This is a genomic window from Alteromonas aestuariivivens (genome assembly GCF_003367475.1).
Lineage (GTDB): Bacteria > Pseudomonadota > Gammaproteobacteria > Enterobacterales > Alteromonadaceae > Alteromonas > Alteromonas aestuariivivens.
Genome location: NZ_QRHA01000001.1, coordinates 452578 through 468417 on the forward strand (window position 1 = coordinate 452578; position 15840 = coordinate 468417).

General features: G+C 53.9%; 12 protein-coding genes. 2 read left to right on the forward strand and 10 right to left on the reverse strand.

Annotated elements, in window-relative coordinates:
• Positions 1-249 precede the first annotated feature (249 nt).
• On the forward strand, positions 250-1608 hold the full coding sequence (locus tag DXV75_RS01860; protein ID WP_115591741.1) for an amidohydrolase family protein: 1359 nt from the start codon (positions 250-252) through the stop codon (positions 1606-1608).
• 137 nt (positions 1609-1745) lie between these two features.
• Here DXV75_RS01860 and DXV75_RS01865 read toward each other — a convergent pair whose 3' ends face one another.
• The 5 genes from DXV75_RS01865 to DXV75_RS01885 form a co-directional block, all read right to left on the reverse strand.
• Entirely contained in the window at positions 1746-2939 is a 1194-nt protein-coding gene (locus tag DXV75_RS01865; RefSeq protein ID WP_115591519.1) for an MFS transporter, read from the reverse strand.
• A 20-nt stretch (positions 2940-2959) separates the two neighbouring features.
• A complete protein-coding gene (locus tag DXV75_RS01870) occupies positions 2960-3913 on the reverse strand; it encodes an ABC transporter substrate-binding protein (protein WP_115591520.1) in 954 nt (317 codons plus the stop codon).
• A 13-nt stretch (positions 3914-3926) separates the two neighbouring features.
• Positions 3927-4712 (reverse strand): ABC transporter permease, encoded by a 786-nt coding sequence (locus DXV75_RS01875; protein WP_115591521.1) that lies wholly within the window; start codon positions 4710-4712, stop codon positions 3927-3929.
• On the reverse strand, positions 4709-5521 hold the full coding sequence (locus DXV75_RS01880) for an ABC transporter ATP-binding protein (protein WP_115591522.1): 813 nt from the start codon (positions 5519-5521) through the stop codon (positions 4709-4711). The genes DXV75_RS01875 and DXV75_RS01880 overlap by 4 nt, the downstream gene beginning before the upstream one ends.
• A gap of 97 nt (positions 5522-5618) precedes the next feature.
• Complete coding sequence (locus DXV75_RS01885; RefSeq protein ID WP_181898322.1) at positions 5619-8075, reverse strand: TonB-dependent siderophore receptor; 2457 nt, start codon at positions 8073-8075, stop codon at positions 5619-5621.
• 425 nt (positions 8076-8500) lie between these two features.
• Here DXV75_RS01885 and DXV75_RS01890 point away from each other — a divergent pair, with 425 nt between their 5' ends.
• The gene (locus DXV75_RS01890; protein WP_115591524.1) at positions 8501-9337 is read left to right on the forward strand and encodes a creatininase family protein; all 837 of its coding nucleotides are present in this window, start codon (positions 8501-8503) and stop codon (positions 9335-9337) included.
• A gap of 38 nt (positions 9338-9375) precedes the next feature.
• Here DXV75_RS01890 and DXV75_RS01895 read toward each other — a convergent pair whose 3' ends face one another.
• From DXV75_RS01895 to DXV75_RS01915, 5 genes are read right to left on the reverse strand one after another with little or no spacing between them, the layout of a single operon-like run.
• On the reverse strand, positions 9376-10773 hold the full coding sequence (locus DXV75_RS01895) for an amidohydrolase family protein (RefSeq protein ID WP_181898323.1): 1398 nt from the start codon (positions 10771-10773) through the stop codon (positions 9376-9378).
• Complete coding sequence (locus tag DXV75_RS01900) at positions 10766-12178, reverse strand: MFS transporter (protein WP_115591526.1); 1413 nt, start codon at positions 12176-12178, stop codon at positions 10766-10768. Before DXV75_RS01900 ends, DXV75_RS01895 begins: the two co-directional genes overlap by 8 nt.
• Entirely contained in the window at positions 12175-13137 is a 963-nt protein-coding gene (locus DXV75_RS01905) for a PDR/VanB family oxidoreductase (RefSeq protein WP_115591527.1), read from the reverse strand. The genes DXV75_RS01900 and DXV75_RS01905 overlap by 4 nt, the downstream gene beginning before the upstream one ends.
• Positions 13138-13152: 15 nt before the next feature.
• Positions 13153-14571 carry an FAD-binding oxidoreductase gene (locus DXV75_RS01910; protein ID WP_115591528.1) on the reverse strand — a complete coding sequence of 473 codons (1419 nt, stop codon included), beginning with the start codon at positions 14569-14571 and terminating at the stop codon, positions 13153-13155.
• Positions 14564-15832 carry an amidohydrolase family protein gene (locus tag DXV75_RS01915; RefSeq protein ID WP_115591529.1) on the reverse strand — a complete coding sequence of 423 codons (1269 nt, stop codon included), beginning with the start codon at positions 15830-15832 and terminating at the stop codon, positions 14564-14566. The genes DXV75_RS01910 and DXV75_RS01915 overlap by 8 nt, the downstream gene beginning before the upstream one ends.
• Positions 15833-15840 lie beyond the last annotated feature (8 nt).

Sequence of the window (15840 nt, forward strand, 5' to 3'; positions counted from 1 at the left end):
AATCTGCACCAATGCAGTGCGCCTTTGAGGTTGTTCAGTGCAGACCATAGGGTTAGTTTCTATTTTGATGACTGGGAAAACCGCTTATTAGATAATGTTTTATATAGGTTTTATTCGTTTTTATGCAATCCTGACCGAATGGTCCACTTGTTGCAGGGTGGAAGGGGTAAGTCCCGCCCTGGGCTGTGGCTCTGCAACCGTTCTCCGGCAGAATCACAGCCTCCGGGCTCCTTTTTCATTAAGGTCAAGATGAACTACTTAATTCAAAATGCCCGTGCCATTGCTTCGGGTACCCAACATGCAGCCGACATTCGTATTGGTGGTGGCGTGATCACCGAAATCGGCCATTCACTGGCGATCAGGCCTGATGAAACCCTGGTGGATGCCAGCAACTGTGTAATCTACCCGGGTTTTGTCAACACCCATCATCATTTGGCTCAGTCAGCACTGAAAGGGGTCAAAGCCGGTTTGAATCAGGGGTTAGGGGAATGGCTGGCCAGTGTGCCTTACACCTATTGGCCCCATTTTACCCCTGAGTTGATGTACGATGCGGCGCTGATTGGGCTCAGTGAACAGTTGCGTTCCGGTGTGACCACCTGCGCCGACCACCACTACCTGTACCACCAGGCATCGACCGCTGAACTGGAAGACGCATTGTGGCAGGCTGCGTCAGACCTGGGTATAAGATTGGTATTGTGCCGTGGTGGTGCAACCGTTCAGGGCAGCCACAAAGGCCTGCTCAACAACAACATTGTGCCTGAAACCCTTGATTTGGCGTTACATCGGATTGACGCCAGCCGTCGTCGCTATCACCAAAGCGGTGCCCGACCCATGCGCCAGTTAGTGGTTGCCCCTACTTCAATTGTGCATTCCTGTACACCGGAAGATTTGAAAGCTTTCGCAGCCTACGCCAGAGAGCATGGTCTGAAACTGCATTCTCACCTGCTGGAAGTCGAATTTGACAACATTCAGGCCCAACAGAAATACGCTATGGGCGCGGTGGAGTTCGCCCAGTCCTGCGACTGGCTCGGCAAGGATGTTTGGTTTGCACATCTGGTGTGCACCAGTGCCGAAGACATTCGTTTACTGGGCGAGTCCGGCACGGGTATTGCCCATTGCCCAACCTCCAACTGCCGGCTTGGTAGTGGTATTGCACCGGTGTTGGCAATGCAAAATGCTGGCATGCCGGTAACGATTGGCGTGGACGGCTCGGCTTCGGCTGAGTCTGGTTCCATGATCCAGGAACTGAATTTGAGCTGGCTGCTGCACCGGGCCCTGCATGGCGCGGACGCTACGCAGGTGGATACCTGCTTGCGCTGGGGCAGTGTGAATGGCGCGCGACTGCTGGGCTTAAATGACATCGGCGAAATTGCCGTTGGTCAGGCCGCCGATTTAGTGCTTTACGATCTCAGCCACTATCGCTACCACGGTATGCACAGTGCGCTGGAAGCCCCCCTGCTGGCGGGCGAGCCGGTGCACATAAAAGCCAGTTTTGTGGATGGCCGGCAGGTGGTTGAAGACGGCGAAGTAATGGGGCTGGACAAACCGGCGTTGATGGCACGCATGCAAACCGGCATGCGAGAGCTGGTAGAACGGGCGCTGGGCTAAGCAACTGTATATGTACGAAGTCCACTCCCCCTGAGTGGTGGGCAATAGTGAATGACTCATACTTAGGAAAAGTTAATCAGTTGTGCCGCTCCGCTCAGAACATCCACAAGTTTCTGAGCGGGGGCAGATAGATGGATTTAAGTAACCTGTGTGAGTGGGGGAGGGAGTGCAAGCAATTTGGTACGTTTACCCCAAAGGCTTGCGCACACTATCAGCACAAAAATGGCCAGGTATACGCTGCAACTGATAAACAGGCCAACGCTGCCAATCACTTCCATAACCAGTGACGCCAGAATGGGGCCGGAAATGGCCCCGACGCAATAGCTGAACAAAACGGTACTGGCCACGTGGGACACCTTATCTTTGCTGAACAAATCGTTCGCGTAAGCCGAGCCGATGGGGCTCAGGGTCATGGAGACTGCACCGTAAAACAGTGCAGCCAGGCTGAAGCCGAAGCCCATCTGACTGATATTGAGTAAATTGAATGTAACCAACAGCAGGCTGCCAAGCAATGATAACAGCGCCGCGCTGAGCATAATCATCTTACGGTTAACCTTGTCTGATAACCAGCCGATGGGCCATTGCAACAGCAGCCCTCCAATTAACACCAGTGCCATAAACTGGCCGACTTCTGCGTAATTCAGCCCTAACCCTTGCGCATAAATAGGGCCAAGGCTCAGAAACGAACCGTTTAACAGCCCCGCCATCAAAGCACAGGCCATGCCCAGCGGTGCGGTTTTAAATACCTCAATCAGTGCAAACCGCTTGAAGGTAAAGGTTTTGGGGGTATTGTCGGTCATCGCCAGCAGTGGAAAGCAAGCAAGAATGAACAGGGAACTGACCAGCATAAATAGCTGGTTACCGGTGGGGTCACCGATTGAAAACAGCAATTGTCCACAGCCAAGCGCCAGGTTGTTGACCACCATGTAGACCGACAGTACCCGCCCACGATTGCCATTGTTTGCGCTACTGTTGATCCAGCTTTCGGTAATGATGAGAATGGTGCCAACGCAATACCCCGCCACAAAGCGTGATGCAGCCCAGCTAGCGGGATCGACAAATGCCTGGAAGGACATCGTGCACAACACCAGCAGTAAGGCAAACAGCACAAAGCCGCGATGAAAGCCAAAATGGGGTAAAAACAGCCTGGCTGTGCAGGCGCTGAGCAGGATCCCAGCAAAGTAGGCCGCCATGATAATGCCGATGGCTACCATGGCGAAGCCTTCAATGCTTGCCCTGACACTCAGAAGTGTCGAGAACAGGCCGTTGCCCAGATACAAAAAACCGTAGCAGGGCAGAATGACGCGTAACTGATGCAGCGTCTGACGCATATAGGTTTACGCCTTAAAAATTAATACTGAAAGGAGGAGTCCCAGCTGACCGGCAGATCCAGTAAACCCAGCTTGTTGAGCTGTTCGTACTGTGCCTGTAACCGCGTCGCCTGATATTGCCCGAGTTGATCGCCTTGTGCGTCATTACCTTTTACCAGACGGTACTGCTTGATTGCTCGTAGGGTTTTGGCCATCAGCTCCGGGGTTTGTTGCGGATTAAGCTGATTGATCAGTGTCAGTGCTGGAGCCGGGTCGCCTTCGACAAATTCCTGCCAGCCTTTGATTGAAGCCCGTTTAAACGCGGCGGCTACCTCTGGGCGTTGCTGCAGTGTCTGCTGGCTGGTAAAGATATGGCGGTAAGGGTCAAAGCCGGATTCGGACAGCAGGATTACCTGTGCTTCAACACCCTGATTGGCCAGGTGAATGGGCTCACTGGTCACGAAACACTGCTGAATGAAGTCTTTATCGGTGGCAAACCGGGCCAGCGAGAAATCCAGCGGGATAAGATTCATTTTGATGCCCAGGGTTTTGGTCATGTATTCTGTGTACGACAGCGATGACTGCAGCATGACGGTGCGGCCATCCAGATCGTTGAGGGTCTCAACGTTGTTTTCCGGGTGGAACATCACACACTGGGGGTCGTGCTGAAAGTAAGGAAACAGACCAACCAGCGGCAGCCCGCGGCCAATGCCGATCAGCGTAGTGTCACTGGTGCCGATGGCAAAATCCACCTGACCCAGTGCAACCGGAGAGCGAATGTCCCGCATGTTGGCGCCAGAACGGATTTCGACTTCCAGCCCTTCCTGTTCGTAATACCCTTTGGCCAGTGCCTGGTAGAAGCCACCGTGTTCAGGCTGCGGATACCAGTCGGTCATCAACAGCACTTTTTCAAGTTGCGGGCCATCGGCTTTGTTTCCACCACAGCCCGCTATTGCAGTCAGGGTCAACGCGATAATCAGTAGTTTTCTCATCATTTAAACCGCCTTTTTAATTGGATTGAGCGTAGGAGTCGTGCCATTTATGCAGCAAGCGCCAATGCAGAATGTTCACCAGGCTGACGAACAAAAAGCCGATGAAACAGGCGGTAAAGGCTGCCGCATAGAGCGCCGGAATTTTAAGCTGTGAGCTGAACACCACCACCACAAAGCCTAAGCCGGCGTCCGAGCCTGAACCCATACCGGCTACCGTATCGCCGTACAGGGCACCAATCGGTGTCAGCGCTGCGGCAACCTTCAGGCCGGTGAGGAAGTAAGGCATGGCGTATGGAATACGCAGTTTGAGCATTTCGTCTCTGGCGCTGCTGTTGTAGACCCGGAACACGTCCACCAGGTTTTTGTCGGTAGAGCACAGCCCCATGGTGGTGTTGGCAACTATCGGGAAAAAGCAGATCAGGAAGGTGATCACGGTAATGCTGGCCAGCCCCTGGCCAAACCACAGAATGATAATAGGAGCCAGTACAATAACCGGCATCATCTTGAGCAGCAAAATGTAGGGGTAAAACCCTTTGTACGCCCAGCTGCTGTAGGCCAACAGTACAGAAATCAGTACCCCGCCAAGCAGAGAAGTGAAAAAGCCAATCAGGCAGGCCAAGGTGGTCTGCAGGGCACCGGATATCAGGGTGGATTGTTCCTGGCTGCCTGCTTCAATAATGTCGTGAGGGGCGGGCAACTGGAAAATGGGAATGTCGAACAGGTAGATGACCAGATACCAGATGGCAATCAGTGAGACTCCCACAATGGCCGGCGGAAAAATTCGGGATACGGTTGCGTTCATGCTAAATTCCTCAGTTCATGCAGGGTTTGGCTGACTTCTACGACCTTCTGCTGAAATTCAGGCAAGTTGCGGGTTTCAGAGGTTCTCGGGAACGGCAGGTCAATGGGGATTTCGCGGTATATTTCACCGGGGTTGGCGGACATCACCAAAACCCGGGAAGACAGAAATACCGCTTCAGTGACCGAGTGAGTCACAAATACGCCCACCCAGGCCTGCAGCTGTTTCAGTTTCAGCAGCTCTTCGTTGAGGTCGTCGCGGGTCATCTCATCCAGGGCACCAAAGGGCTCGTCGAGCAGCAATAACTGCGGCTCAATGGTCAGCGCCCGGGCAATCGACGCCCGCATGCGCATACCGCCGGAAAGCTGGCGGGGATAATGGTTTTTTACATGGCCAAGGCCGACCATTTCGATAAGCTGGATGGCTTTGCGTTCTGCTTCCTGTTTGCTGGCACCGTTGAGTTCCAGTGGCAGCATGACGTTGGCGATGACGGTCAGCCAGGGCATCAGGTTGGCATCCTGGAACACAAAACCCATTTTGGGGCGAGGGCTGGTTTGCTGAGTCAGAAACTGAATATCGCCTTTGGTTTTGCTTTCCAGGCCGCCGAGTAATTTAAGTAAGGTGGATTTGCCGCATCCGCTGGGGCCAATCAGCCCGATGAAATCGTCTTCGGCAATCTCAAGGTTAATGTTGTTCAGTACAGTAGGCCCGTTGCCGTATTGTTTGTACAGACCCTGGATGGAAACGGCGGGGTCGGCCGTGCGAATCTCCTCAGAATCGCTCAGTGCGGTGGCAGCGGTTAGGTTAGGCATCAAAACTCTCCTGGCCTGACGGTAAAAATATCAATAATAAAGCGTCTCTTTATAAAAATATGCCCCCGGTAAACTGGGTTAACCGGGGGCGTCTGGCTTAGAACTTATAACTGAAGGTGGCAGTAAAGCTTCTTGAGCGTTCAGGAAGAATACTCAGGTTACCGTACAGCCCCGGGAAGTTGGCTCTGAAGTAAGTTTCATCCAACAGGTTGTTCACGGCTACCGCAATGCGGTAGGTCGGTGTGTCGTAGCTCACCGAGCCGTTTAACAGCTGATAGGATGGGATTTGCAGCGTCTCGGTAGGAGAGGCGTTCACTTCACCTACGTAGGAGTAACTCAGCGTGGCACTCAGTTCATCCGACAGCGCGTAGCGGCCCGACAGGTTAAACGCCTGCTCAGGAATACCACCGCGATCCGGGTTGTCGCCCACGATCACCATGCCGTCCAGGGCACCACCCCAGTAAAGGGTTGGGTCCAGTTGCGGCACGTCTGAGGCACCAATAAAGGAGAACTTGGAGCCGTTAAGAGCGGTATGCACCACTTCCATTTGTGCGGCACTGGCCATCAGTTGCAGGTTGTCGCTAACCAGATAACGCAGTTCCATCTCAACCCCTTTGGAGCGAATGGCTTCGTTGGACTCACCGGCTGCAGCGTTGCCGTTGACCTGAACACGCTCCTGATCAAACCCGGCTACTGCGAAGAAGATGCGGCCGTCCAGCCAGTTGGCTTTGACACCGACTTCCGCCATTTCAGATTTACCCAGCCAGTCACCGGAGTTCACAATGGCAGGGTCAATGGTGTCATGCACACCGGTCAGAATGGTGGTTTGCTCGGCCAGGGTCACGTAAGGAATAAACCCGCCCGGCAGCTGATAGGACACACTGACGTTATAGGAGAAACCGCCGTCGGTGTCGGTTTGTGCTGCGTCAAAAATGTCCGGAATCGAGCTTGGGTCGTAGGCGAAGTTATGAATGTCGGTCACTTCGCCAACAGAGGCTTCAATGTCCACGTAGTCGTAACGGGCACCGACCAAAATGCTGAGGTTGTCTCCCACCTTGTTGTCGGCCAGGAACGCAAAGCCCAGCTGGGTCATCTTGTTGTAGTTGTTGGTGCCCCACAGGTCGTCGCTGTTCAGCGGCGTAGCCACATAGCTGCTCTCGTTGTAACCGACGCTCAAATCCACACGGTCAAACACTTCATGGATGTAATCGTTGGCACCCCATGCGTCTACGTGACGGATGGAGGGCGATACCTGAATGTCAGAGGTCACGCCATCAAACATAAACTGCTTGGCGAAAATCAGCTGGTTCTCCACACCCCAGGTGTCACCGGCTTTTGCAAAGCCGTAGGAGATCATCGCTTCACTTTGTACACTTTCAAAGAACAGCTTGTTGGTGATGCTCCAGCCACTTTCCGTTTCGTGCATCAGGTCCAGATAAAGGGTGGTGACTTCGGTATCGTAGTAATCATTCGGGTCGATAAGAACGTTACGGCCATCCAGTTTGATGGTATCGCCCTTGATAATAGAGTTTTGCGCTGGAATGGACGCCGGAATGATGGTGGATGGGTCAACGGTACCGCCACCACACCACATTTGCAGGCCGGCCCAGCAGTTGGTGCCGTCATAGTTGGTGCCGCTGTCTACAAAACCGGCAACAAATTCGGCATCGTCGATCATGCCATTGTTGTTGGTGTCATCCGGAGTAAACGCTGGCTGACCGGTAATGTAGGTGCCGTTGCTCAGCAAATCAGCGGTTACCCGGTTCCAGCCGCCATTCTCGTGACCACTCCAGTCCTGGTACATACCGCCGAATTCTATCCGGGTGGCGTAGCTGAGGTCCATATTGAAAGCGGCCTGCAGCAGGGTTTGCTTGGTGTAATCGTTTTTGTAGAAGCTGTCAGAGTCTTCCAACTCACCATAAACGTAATAACCCAGCTTCTGTTCACCGAGTGACAATGGCCCGCCCAGTTCACCTTTCAGCTGGTTCTTGTTCCAGGAACCGGTGGTGTAACTGACTTTACCAGTTGCTGAGTCGAGGTATGCACCGGTTTCGGCGCGGGCGGTTTTGGGGACAAAGTTCATCGCACCACCCACCCGGCTTGGGCCGGCAATCGGAGACATTGGTCCGCGGATCACATCAATACGGTTGCTGGCACCAATGGCCGTTGGGTAGGTTCCGTCGTTGGTCAGTCGTTTTACACCACGGAAGTAGTTGTCACCGGCGGTACCGCGAATGTCCAGTGAGCCTGCCACACCAAAGAAAGAGGTAGTGAAGGAACCGGGTACAAAGGTTGCCACATCATTAATGCTGCTGATGTTGAATTCTTCGATGAATTCACTACTCACTGAGCTGACAGAACGCGGGGTTTCCAATACGGATTTCCCAAAACCGAATACCGAACTGACCGGCTCAGCCTGCAGCAGGCCAAGGTCGTCCGACACTTCTTCGGTGACATAGGTGTCGAGTACGACGGGTTCTTCACTTTCCTGAGCTTGTATCCCCAAGCTCGCGGCGGTTAATCCAACCGCCACTAATGATTTATAGGTTTTCACTGATACATCTCCAAAACACAGTCCAAGGTGGCAAAAGCTATCGTTGTGACAGCACAGTTACATGTACTGCAGCCGGATTTGCACGATTCGTACCATTGCTAACCAATTGGACAGGATTTTTAGTATAAGGTCGTTTTTTGGTCATGCTGAGGGGTTTGAATAAGGATGGGTAAGATATGTTTTTTTGGGTTATATTGCCTATTTATTGGATTTTAAAGTGAATTCACCCCTATTTTGCACTAATTGAGAGCGTAGCATGCCCATTGGTGATGCAAGAGGTAGTTGTGTTTTTTGTTTTGACCATGCAGACAGGATGTCGTTGACGGAGATTGTTTTTTACTCTCTAATAAAAAATCAATTGTTGTCGCTTTTAGCGAAATTCAATCCGGGTACCGCCCGGAATTCATGGAGCAGGAAATCGTTTTATGGCCTTAAAACTCTGGAAAGATCTTTCAACACTGGATTTTGAAAATCTTGACCCTCACAACACCGTTGCCCTGTTGCCCCTGGGGGCAATTGAACCCCATGGCCCACACTTACCCATGTCGACCGATTCCCTGATCGCCGAGTCATTGTGTCAGTTGGCCGCCGAGCTTGTACCGGATGACATCAACCTTTTGCTGATGCCAACTTCAGAGATTGGTAAATCCACCGAACACAGCTGTTTTGAAGGCACCATTACCCACACCGCCCACACCCTGCTGGATGTGTGGATGGAGATAGGGGAAAGTGTGGCCAAAGCCGGTATCAAAAAGCTGATATTCTTCAATGCCCACGGCGGCCAGCCGCAAATTATGGAGATATGTTGTCGTGAACTGCGGATAAAATTCGACATGCTCACCGTTGGTGCCAGCGGCTGGAGTTGCGGTTCACCTGAAGCTGAAGGGATCCCTGACGACGAGCGGCGTCATGGCATACATGCGGGGCAGGTTGAAACATCGATTGTGCTGCATTTGCGCCCGGACCTGGTCAAGATGGAGCATGCACAAAATTTTGAAGGCTTGCTCAAGGACGTCGAAGCCCGCTTTGAACACCTGCGCATTATTGGCAGTACCTATGTTGGCTGGCAGGCTCAGGATCTGCACCCCTGCGGTTGTTCCGGGGATGCAACCCTGGCAACCGCCGAGCTGGGCAAAATCTACACTGATCACTACGCCAAAGGTCTGGCCAACATCATCAAAGATGTGGCGGAGTACCCGCTGGAGTGGATCCGCAGCCGGGCTGACTGGCAAGGCGTTCAGAAAGTCGAGCGGAAAGCTTAATTGAAGAGAATGCGGTGGGCAGGGCTCACCGCTTCAGACTATTCCAGTGCCAAGGCGTCCCGGGCCAAGTCAGCAATTCTGCCAATTCGACCTGCCACTTCTGCAGCCAGAGGTTGTTCTTCAAATCGGGTGCTTTCGCCCCGGTGTACCAGCCGTTCACCGTTCACATACACTGCTTCGATGTTACTGGCATTAAGAGAGAAGACAACATGTGATGCCGGATCAAAAACCGGGCCGGATAAAGGCGAGCGGGTATCCAGTATTAAAAAGTCAGCCCGCTTGCCTGCTACGAGGCTGCCAACCTGATGGTCTATTTTCAGCACCTTGGCCGTTTCAAGAGTGTGCAGGCGTAACATGGTCATGGGGTCCAGGATTTCGGCATCCTGATATTTCATGCGGATGGCATACAGGCCCATTCGCATGTTTTCGAACGGGTCGGCAATGTCGGCACTGGCGGCACCGTCAACCCCCATGCCTACTTTCAGCCCTGTCTTAAGGTACCTGGGAATATCCGGCAACCCGGAGGCCAGACGGCCGTTGGACAGCGGGTTCCAGATCATTGCCCCACCGGCCTGGGCAATATCCTGTAGTATGCTTTCATCAGGATGCACAAAGTGGGCGAAGGAAACAAAGTCGGCGGCGGCACCGGCCTGCTTCATCAGTGGCCACTTGAGCCGGTCCTGCGCCGCTTGCTCAAACGGTTCCAGATAATGGTACTGAAGGGTGATATTGTGCTGTCGCGCGAGCGACAATTCAAAGCCCAGCCGTTCGGTGGCGTAAAAATTGGCTACCGCGTTGAGTGAAAAGCCCATCAGGTTGAGGGGCTGGCGTTCATCTGCATAGCGCTGTACTAGTGTGTTGAAATTACGTGCAACCTCACTGTCAGTGAGTTTCAAATCCGGGTTGTAGGCAAACACCGTATTCTGACCGGAATCCAGTGAAGCAGTAAGGCTTTCGAGATAATCCTGCTCACCGGAAGCCAGGCGCTGTGAGTGGTTATAGCAGGTAGTAATACCGTGGGCGAGTTGGTCGAGGGCGCCATGCAAAGTAAAGTGGTAAAAGTCGCCGCTACCGAAATATTGCCCGTACGTCCGGTGCAGGGCCTGCAACCAGCCGTGCAATTCCTGATCCTGGGCGATGCCACGAAATGCACTTTGCCACAGGTGATTGTGACCGGATACAAAACCGGGCAGGATAATTTTGCCCTGTGCGTCAATCACCGAATCCGGCTTGATGGCACCGCTATACTGGCCTGCGCCCAGCTCGACAATGCGTTCATCTTCTATCAACAGGTAGCCCTTAAAGTGCTCCGGCTGAGCGGTGTCCACCGGCACAATGGTGGCATTGCTGAACAACTGGGTTGCGGCCTGCAAGGAAAACGACAGACTGGCGGCCAGGCTGATGAGCGCCTGCTTGCCAAGGTGGAATCTAGTCACTGAGTGGCTCCTGTTGAGAGTGATTACGTTTATTGCGAAATTGGCGAAGTGAGGCGAAGGACAACAGCCCCCAGCAGCACAGGGTCAGGGCACCTGAGACCAGCCATAGGAGGAATATGGCCTGCTCGATGCCGCTTGGTTGAGCCGCCACACTGTTCTTGATTGCGCCGCCCAGAGCGATGGAAAAACCAATGCCGATGTTGGTGGCAAGTGAAATGGCGGTAGCAATCTGACCCGGCGTATGGGGTCCGGCACTGTTGACGGCGAAGCTTTTGCACGCATTGTTGATGATCCCCATGGCTAAACCGCCGACAAACCAGCCGGCATAGGCCGCCGCCAGCCCGTAGTGCAGGGTTATCATTACCCCAAGGCAAGCAAGACCAAGCAACAGCACTGAGAACCCCAGCCATAAACAGGTAATTTGCCCCAATCCGGTCAACAGGCGGGCACGAACGTTTGAGCCACTCAACCAGCCGAGGCTGGCAAGAGTCAGTACCACGCCGGCCTGCAGGTTGTCGGTGTGCAGGGCCTGGGTCAGATACAGAGGAAAATAGGTTTGCAGGCCAAAAAAGATGGTGCAGCAAGCCAGCGTAATGCACACGGAAATCGACAGTGGCTCCCGGGCCAGCCACCATTGTTGCGGCATGTTAGTGGCGGTAACCCGAATACTTAGCATCGCTGCTGGCAACAGCAGGGACCAGTGCCAGCCGAATGGGGTAGCGAGCAGATAAATCATCAGGCCCAATCCGAGTGCCATCAGCAAGGGTTCTTTGAGTGGGTTACCGCGAGTGTTGTGGGACTCTGGGCCCAACCCGTTCAACTGGCCCCTGAAAATCAGCACGCTCAGTGCGAGCAGTACTAACTGTACTGCGAAAATGAAGCGCCAGTGGGCAACTTCGAGTAACCAGGCGCCAATGACCGGCGCGATCAGCGACGGGATCACCCAGGCAATATCCACAATGGACAGCACCCGTGGGCGGCTGGTGGCACAGAAACACAGTTTTACCAAGGCGAAGGCAAGTGTAAGACTGATGCCTCCGCCAATGCCCTGAAGGGTTCGGGCCAGCACAAAACTGCCCACGTCCCAACTGATAATGGCGAGAATGTGGCCGGCCAGCAGGCACCACAGTGAAATGGCCAGCACCGTTGTGGCGCCTTTGCTATCGAGGCCTTTGGCAGTCCAAATCATGCCGGATATTGAAGCAACCACATAAGCGCCCATCATCAGCCCGTACCACTGCTCGCCACCTAACTCGGTATGGATGCTCGGCATCGCCACCACCAGCACCAGCTCGTTAAACGCATGCAAAGCGGTGAGCATTAGAATGCCAACCAATACCCGCACATTCAACGGGTCGGAGCTGCCCTGTGGCGCCGTGGGTGAGCAGGGTACGGGTGGGGTCACAGTTCAATCACCAGGGTGTCTGATTTGGCTCTTGAACAGCACAGGGTCATGATGTCGTTGGCGGATTTTTCATCCTCCGACAGGATTCCGTCGCGGTGTTCCACCTCGCCATCCACCACATTGATCAGGCAGGCGCCACATATTCCTTCACCGCAGACGTTGTCGATGTCGTAACCGTTGTCGTGCAGTACGTCCAGAGCGGATTTATCCGCCGGCACCGTGAAGGTTTTATTGGAACGTTCCAGTACCAGCTGGAAGGGAATATCCTCGTACACCTGGTGATTGTCGGCTTTGAATTTTTCAAAGTGAACCGAGCCTCGTGGCCAATGGGAGGCAGCCTGTGCAACGGCATCCATCATCGCGTTCGGACCACAGCAGAACAGGTGACGACCGGCAACGATGTCGTGCAGCAAGGTGTTAAAATTCAGGCGCTCGCCATCGGGGTCGCGGCTGAAATAGAAATGTACTCTGTCGGCAAATTCGCAGTTGCGCAGTTGTTTGACAAACGCGGCATCCCGCTGGTGGCGGGCACAATAGTGCAGCTCAAAATTCTGCCCCTGCTGGTGAAGGGTTTTGGCCATCGACAGCAACGGCGTAACACCAATACCACCGCCTATTAGCAGCGATGTTTCCGCCCCCAGTACCAGCGGAAACTGGCTCTTGGGGCCGGAGACCACAAGTTCATCTCCCACATTAACCTGCTGGTGCAAATAGGCGGAACCACCGCGGCTGTGCTCGTCGAGCAAAATACTCAGGCGGTAGGCGTCGGTTTCTGATTGGGCATTGGTCAGGGAATACTGACGCACCAAACCATTCGGCAGGTGCAGCATGATGTGGGATCCGGCCGGTGGCGCGGGCAATTCGCCGCCATCAGCACGCACCAGTTTGATGGTTCGGATACTGGCGGTTTCCTGCGTGATACTTTTCACCTTCAAGGGTGTTTTGTTTAACTGAGTCATTTTCGTCCCCTGAAGTTAAATTTCGCTAAGGTTTTCAATTTGTTCTGGCGTCATGTCTTTGACCTTCTCCCATGCCATACTTTTGCCTGGGTTGAGCAGTTGTTTGGGGTCAAGGCGTTTTTTCCAGGCCAGGTGGGTAAAATTGGCGTTGTGCATGCTGCCCGCTTCAATTTGGTATTTGTGCGGGTCGGCAACCGGGCAGCCACAGGCTTCGTAGGTGCCGATGATTTCGTACAGGCGCACGTCCGTGGTGTAGCGCAGGATCGGTACATCGAATGAAATCAGTTCGCCATTGAGCACTGCAAATTCGTGGTGCTGGAATACTTCCTTTTTGACCAGTTCATGCACTTCCCGAACTTTTTCCACGGTCAGGGGTTGTGGAAAGGACACCTGCAGATAGGTCATGGCTTTATCGGCTTTGAGTACCTGCAGGTTGCTGTGGTTATACGAAAACTCATAAACCAGCGGTAAGCCTTCGGCACGAATTTGTTCGTTGGTCATCGACAGTTCCAGCACCCCTTTGTGGTTTTCTATGGCGGCCTGCAGTGCGTCGACTTCACGATCATCCACCATAGTCACCATCAGGGCTTTACCGGTGGGCACATACCCATCCAGAGCGGTGAAGTAAGTGCGGTAGCGGTGATCCAGTACCGACAGCAATTTGCATTCGATGTGCGGGTTTTTGGCAATCGCCAGGGCGGCCTCATAAGCTTCAGGGTAGGTGTCAAAGGTCGCAATACAGTTATGCCAGGTACGGGAGGGCACGGTCCTTAAGGTGACTTCGGTGATCACACCATTGATGCCCCAGGCGTGATGCACCAGCAGGGTGTCATCGTTTTCGAAATAGTGGCACTGGGGCTGCGCTTCCACTGAATAAACCTTAAGACAAATGATGTTGCCTTTTTCCCGCAGCGGACCGTTGTTCATGGTACCAATTCCGGCAGACCCACCGGCCACAAATCCCCCTACCGTGGCAATATTCTGGGTAGAGGGGAACACCGGCAGTTCGTAACCCTGTTGTTTAAGTGTCTGGTTCAGCAGTTCGATGTTGCAGCCGGCTTCGACCCTCACATAGCCTTCGCCAATCTCGAGGATCTGGTTGATGGCGTTCACATCAATAATCATTCCGCCTGCCAGGGGTACAGCCTGCCCGTAGTTGCCTGTTCCGCCGCCGCGTACCACAATCGGCATGTCCCAGCGGTAGGCTACCTCGAGGCAGTGCAGCAGCTCTTGCTGGGTTTGTGGCTGTACCACAATATCAGCGAACTGATCACTGAGCTGGCGCTCGAGAATGGGGCTGTACCAGAAAAAGTCCCGCGAATGCTTTTTGACCTGAGCGGGTTTGCTGAGAACCTTTATGCCATTCAGATCCTGCTGGAACTGTTGCCAGTCTATCTTGATCTTTCCGGAGATGGCGTAGCTTGCATTAGACATGTGAAATTCCTGTTGTCGCAAATTTGTTCAAATAATCGGTGAGCAAAACGCAACGGACGTTGCCTCCGGCCACCAGTCCGGCGGTGCTGGTAGCCGAGCTGATCAGCAACTGCTGCAGCGGTGCACCGTCTGTATAGGTGGGCGCAACGCCCAGTGCCCGTTGGGCATCGGTGGTAATAGCCCTGAGCCAGTCCGCGAAGGGCGGGTCCAGGTGGGCAGTCAGGCAGGCCAGAGACAATGCATTCATAGGCGAGTGCTGGCCCAGCGGGCAGAATGCATCCTGAACGTTGTCAGAACCAATGGTGACGGGTACGCCAGCGGCTCTGAGCTCCCTGATACGGGTAATTCCGCGCCGATCCGGCGTGCCGGAAGTACGGCCTTGCAGGTACAGGTTGGTGGTGGGCAGGGCGGCGATGGTGATGCCGGCGCGCCGAACTTTATCGATAACTGTCTGCAACGGCCGGCCATTGAGATTCATCAGGCTGCACACGTGACCGCACAGAATATGGCCCTGGTAATTACTGGCAATAGCCGCATCTGCGATTTGTTCCAGTCCGGTCAGGTTGGCAGCCAGACCTTCGTCTACGTGAAAGTCCAAATTCAGTTTAAAGCGGTTAGCCAGTTGCAACAGGGTTGTGAGCTTTTCCTGCATGCCGTCCTGGGCGAAGACAAACGTGCCGAGTACGCCACCGTCCCGGGCAATTCGCGCGGCTACTCTGGTAGCCATCGTAATATCGTTAAACAAATCCAGTGACGTGAGGGCTGCATACTGAACTGTGAGAAGGGGCTGCCATTGTTGGGCAAGTTGTTTTATGACGTCCCAGGCGAGAGGAGGTGTGTCATCCTCGCTCCAGTCCACATGGGTGCGCACCAGCTGGCAGCCGGACTGGTAGAGCTCTTCCAGCCCCTGATTGGCACGCTGGTAAACGTCTTCGGCGGTCCACTGGTGTTTGTCGGCGGCCATGCTCTCGATGGCCTGCATCAAATCGCCACCCACCGCACCAAGGCGATCAATGGTGTGGCATTTGTCCAGATGGGCGTGCACTTCGGTCAGGCGTGGCATTATCAGTTGCCCGTTTAAATCACAGGTTTCATCGGCACTCACCGGCTCATCTGAGCCAGCAAAGCGCCAGACCTGAGCATTCTGGATAATCAGGTCACCGCGCAGGCAGTCACCATCAGCTTCACCGCCAAACCCTTCTGGCTGGCGAATGAATGCTGCGGGTATGCGCGTATTCTTCAATAGCAGGGTCCGGGTCATTGCGAGCC

Bases quoted from the DNA above. Each gene is read 5' to 3' on its own strand.
- DXV75_RS01860 (WP_115591741.1), top strand. From the start codon at position 250: ATGAACTACTTAATTCAAAATGCCCGTGCCATTGCTTCGGGTACCCAA.
- DXV75_RS01865 (WP_115591519.1), bottom strand. From the start codon at position 2,939: ATGCGTCAGACGCTGCATCAGTTACGCGTCATTCTGCCCTGCTACGGT.
- DXV75_RS01870 (WP_115591520.1), bottom strand. From the start codon at position 3,913: ATGATGAGAAAACTACTGATTATCGCGTTGACCCTGACTGCAATAGCG.
- DXV75_RS01875 (WP_115591521.1), bottom strand. From the start codon at position 4,712: ATGAACGCAACCGTATCCCGAATTTTTCCGCCGGCCATTGTGGGAGTC.
- DXV75_RS01880 (WP_115591522.1), bottom strand. From the start codon at position 5,521: ATGCCTAACCTAACCGCTGCCACCGCACTGAGCGATTCTGAGGAGATT.
- DXV75_RS01890 (WP_115591524.1), top strand. From the start codon at position 8,501: ATGGCCTTAAAACTCTGGAAAGATCTTTCAACACTGGATTTTGAAAAT.
- DXV75_RS01905 (WP_115591527.1), bottom strand. From the start codon at position 13,137: ATGACTCAGTTAAACAAAACACCCTTGAAGGTGAAAAGTATCACGCAG.
- DXV75_RS01910 (WP_115591528.1), bottom strand. From the start codon at position 14,571: ATGTCTAATGCAAGCTACGCCATCTCCGGAAAGATCAAGATAGACTGG.
- DXV75_RS01915 (WP_115591529.1), bottom strand. From the start codon at position 15,832: ATGACCCGGACCCTGCTATTGAAGAATACGCGCATACCCGCAGCATTC.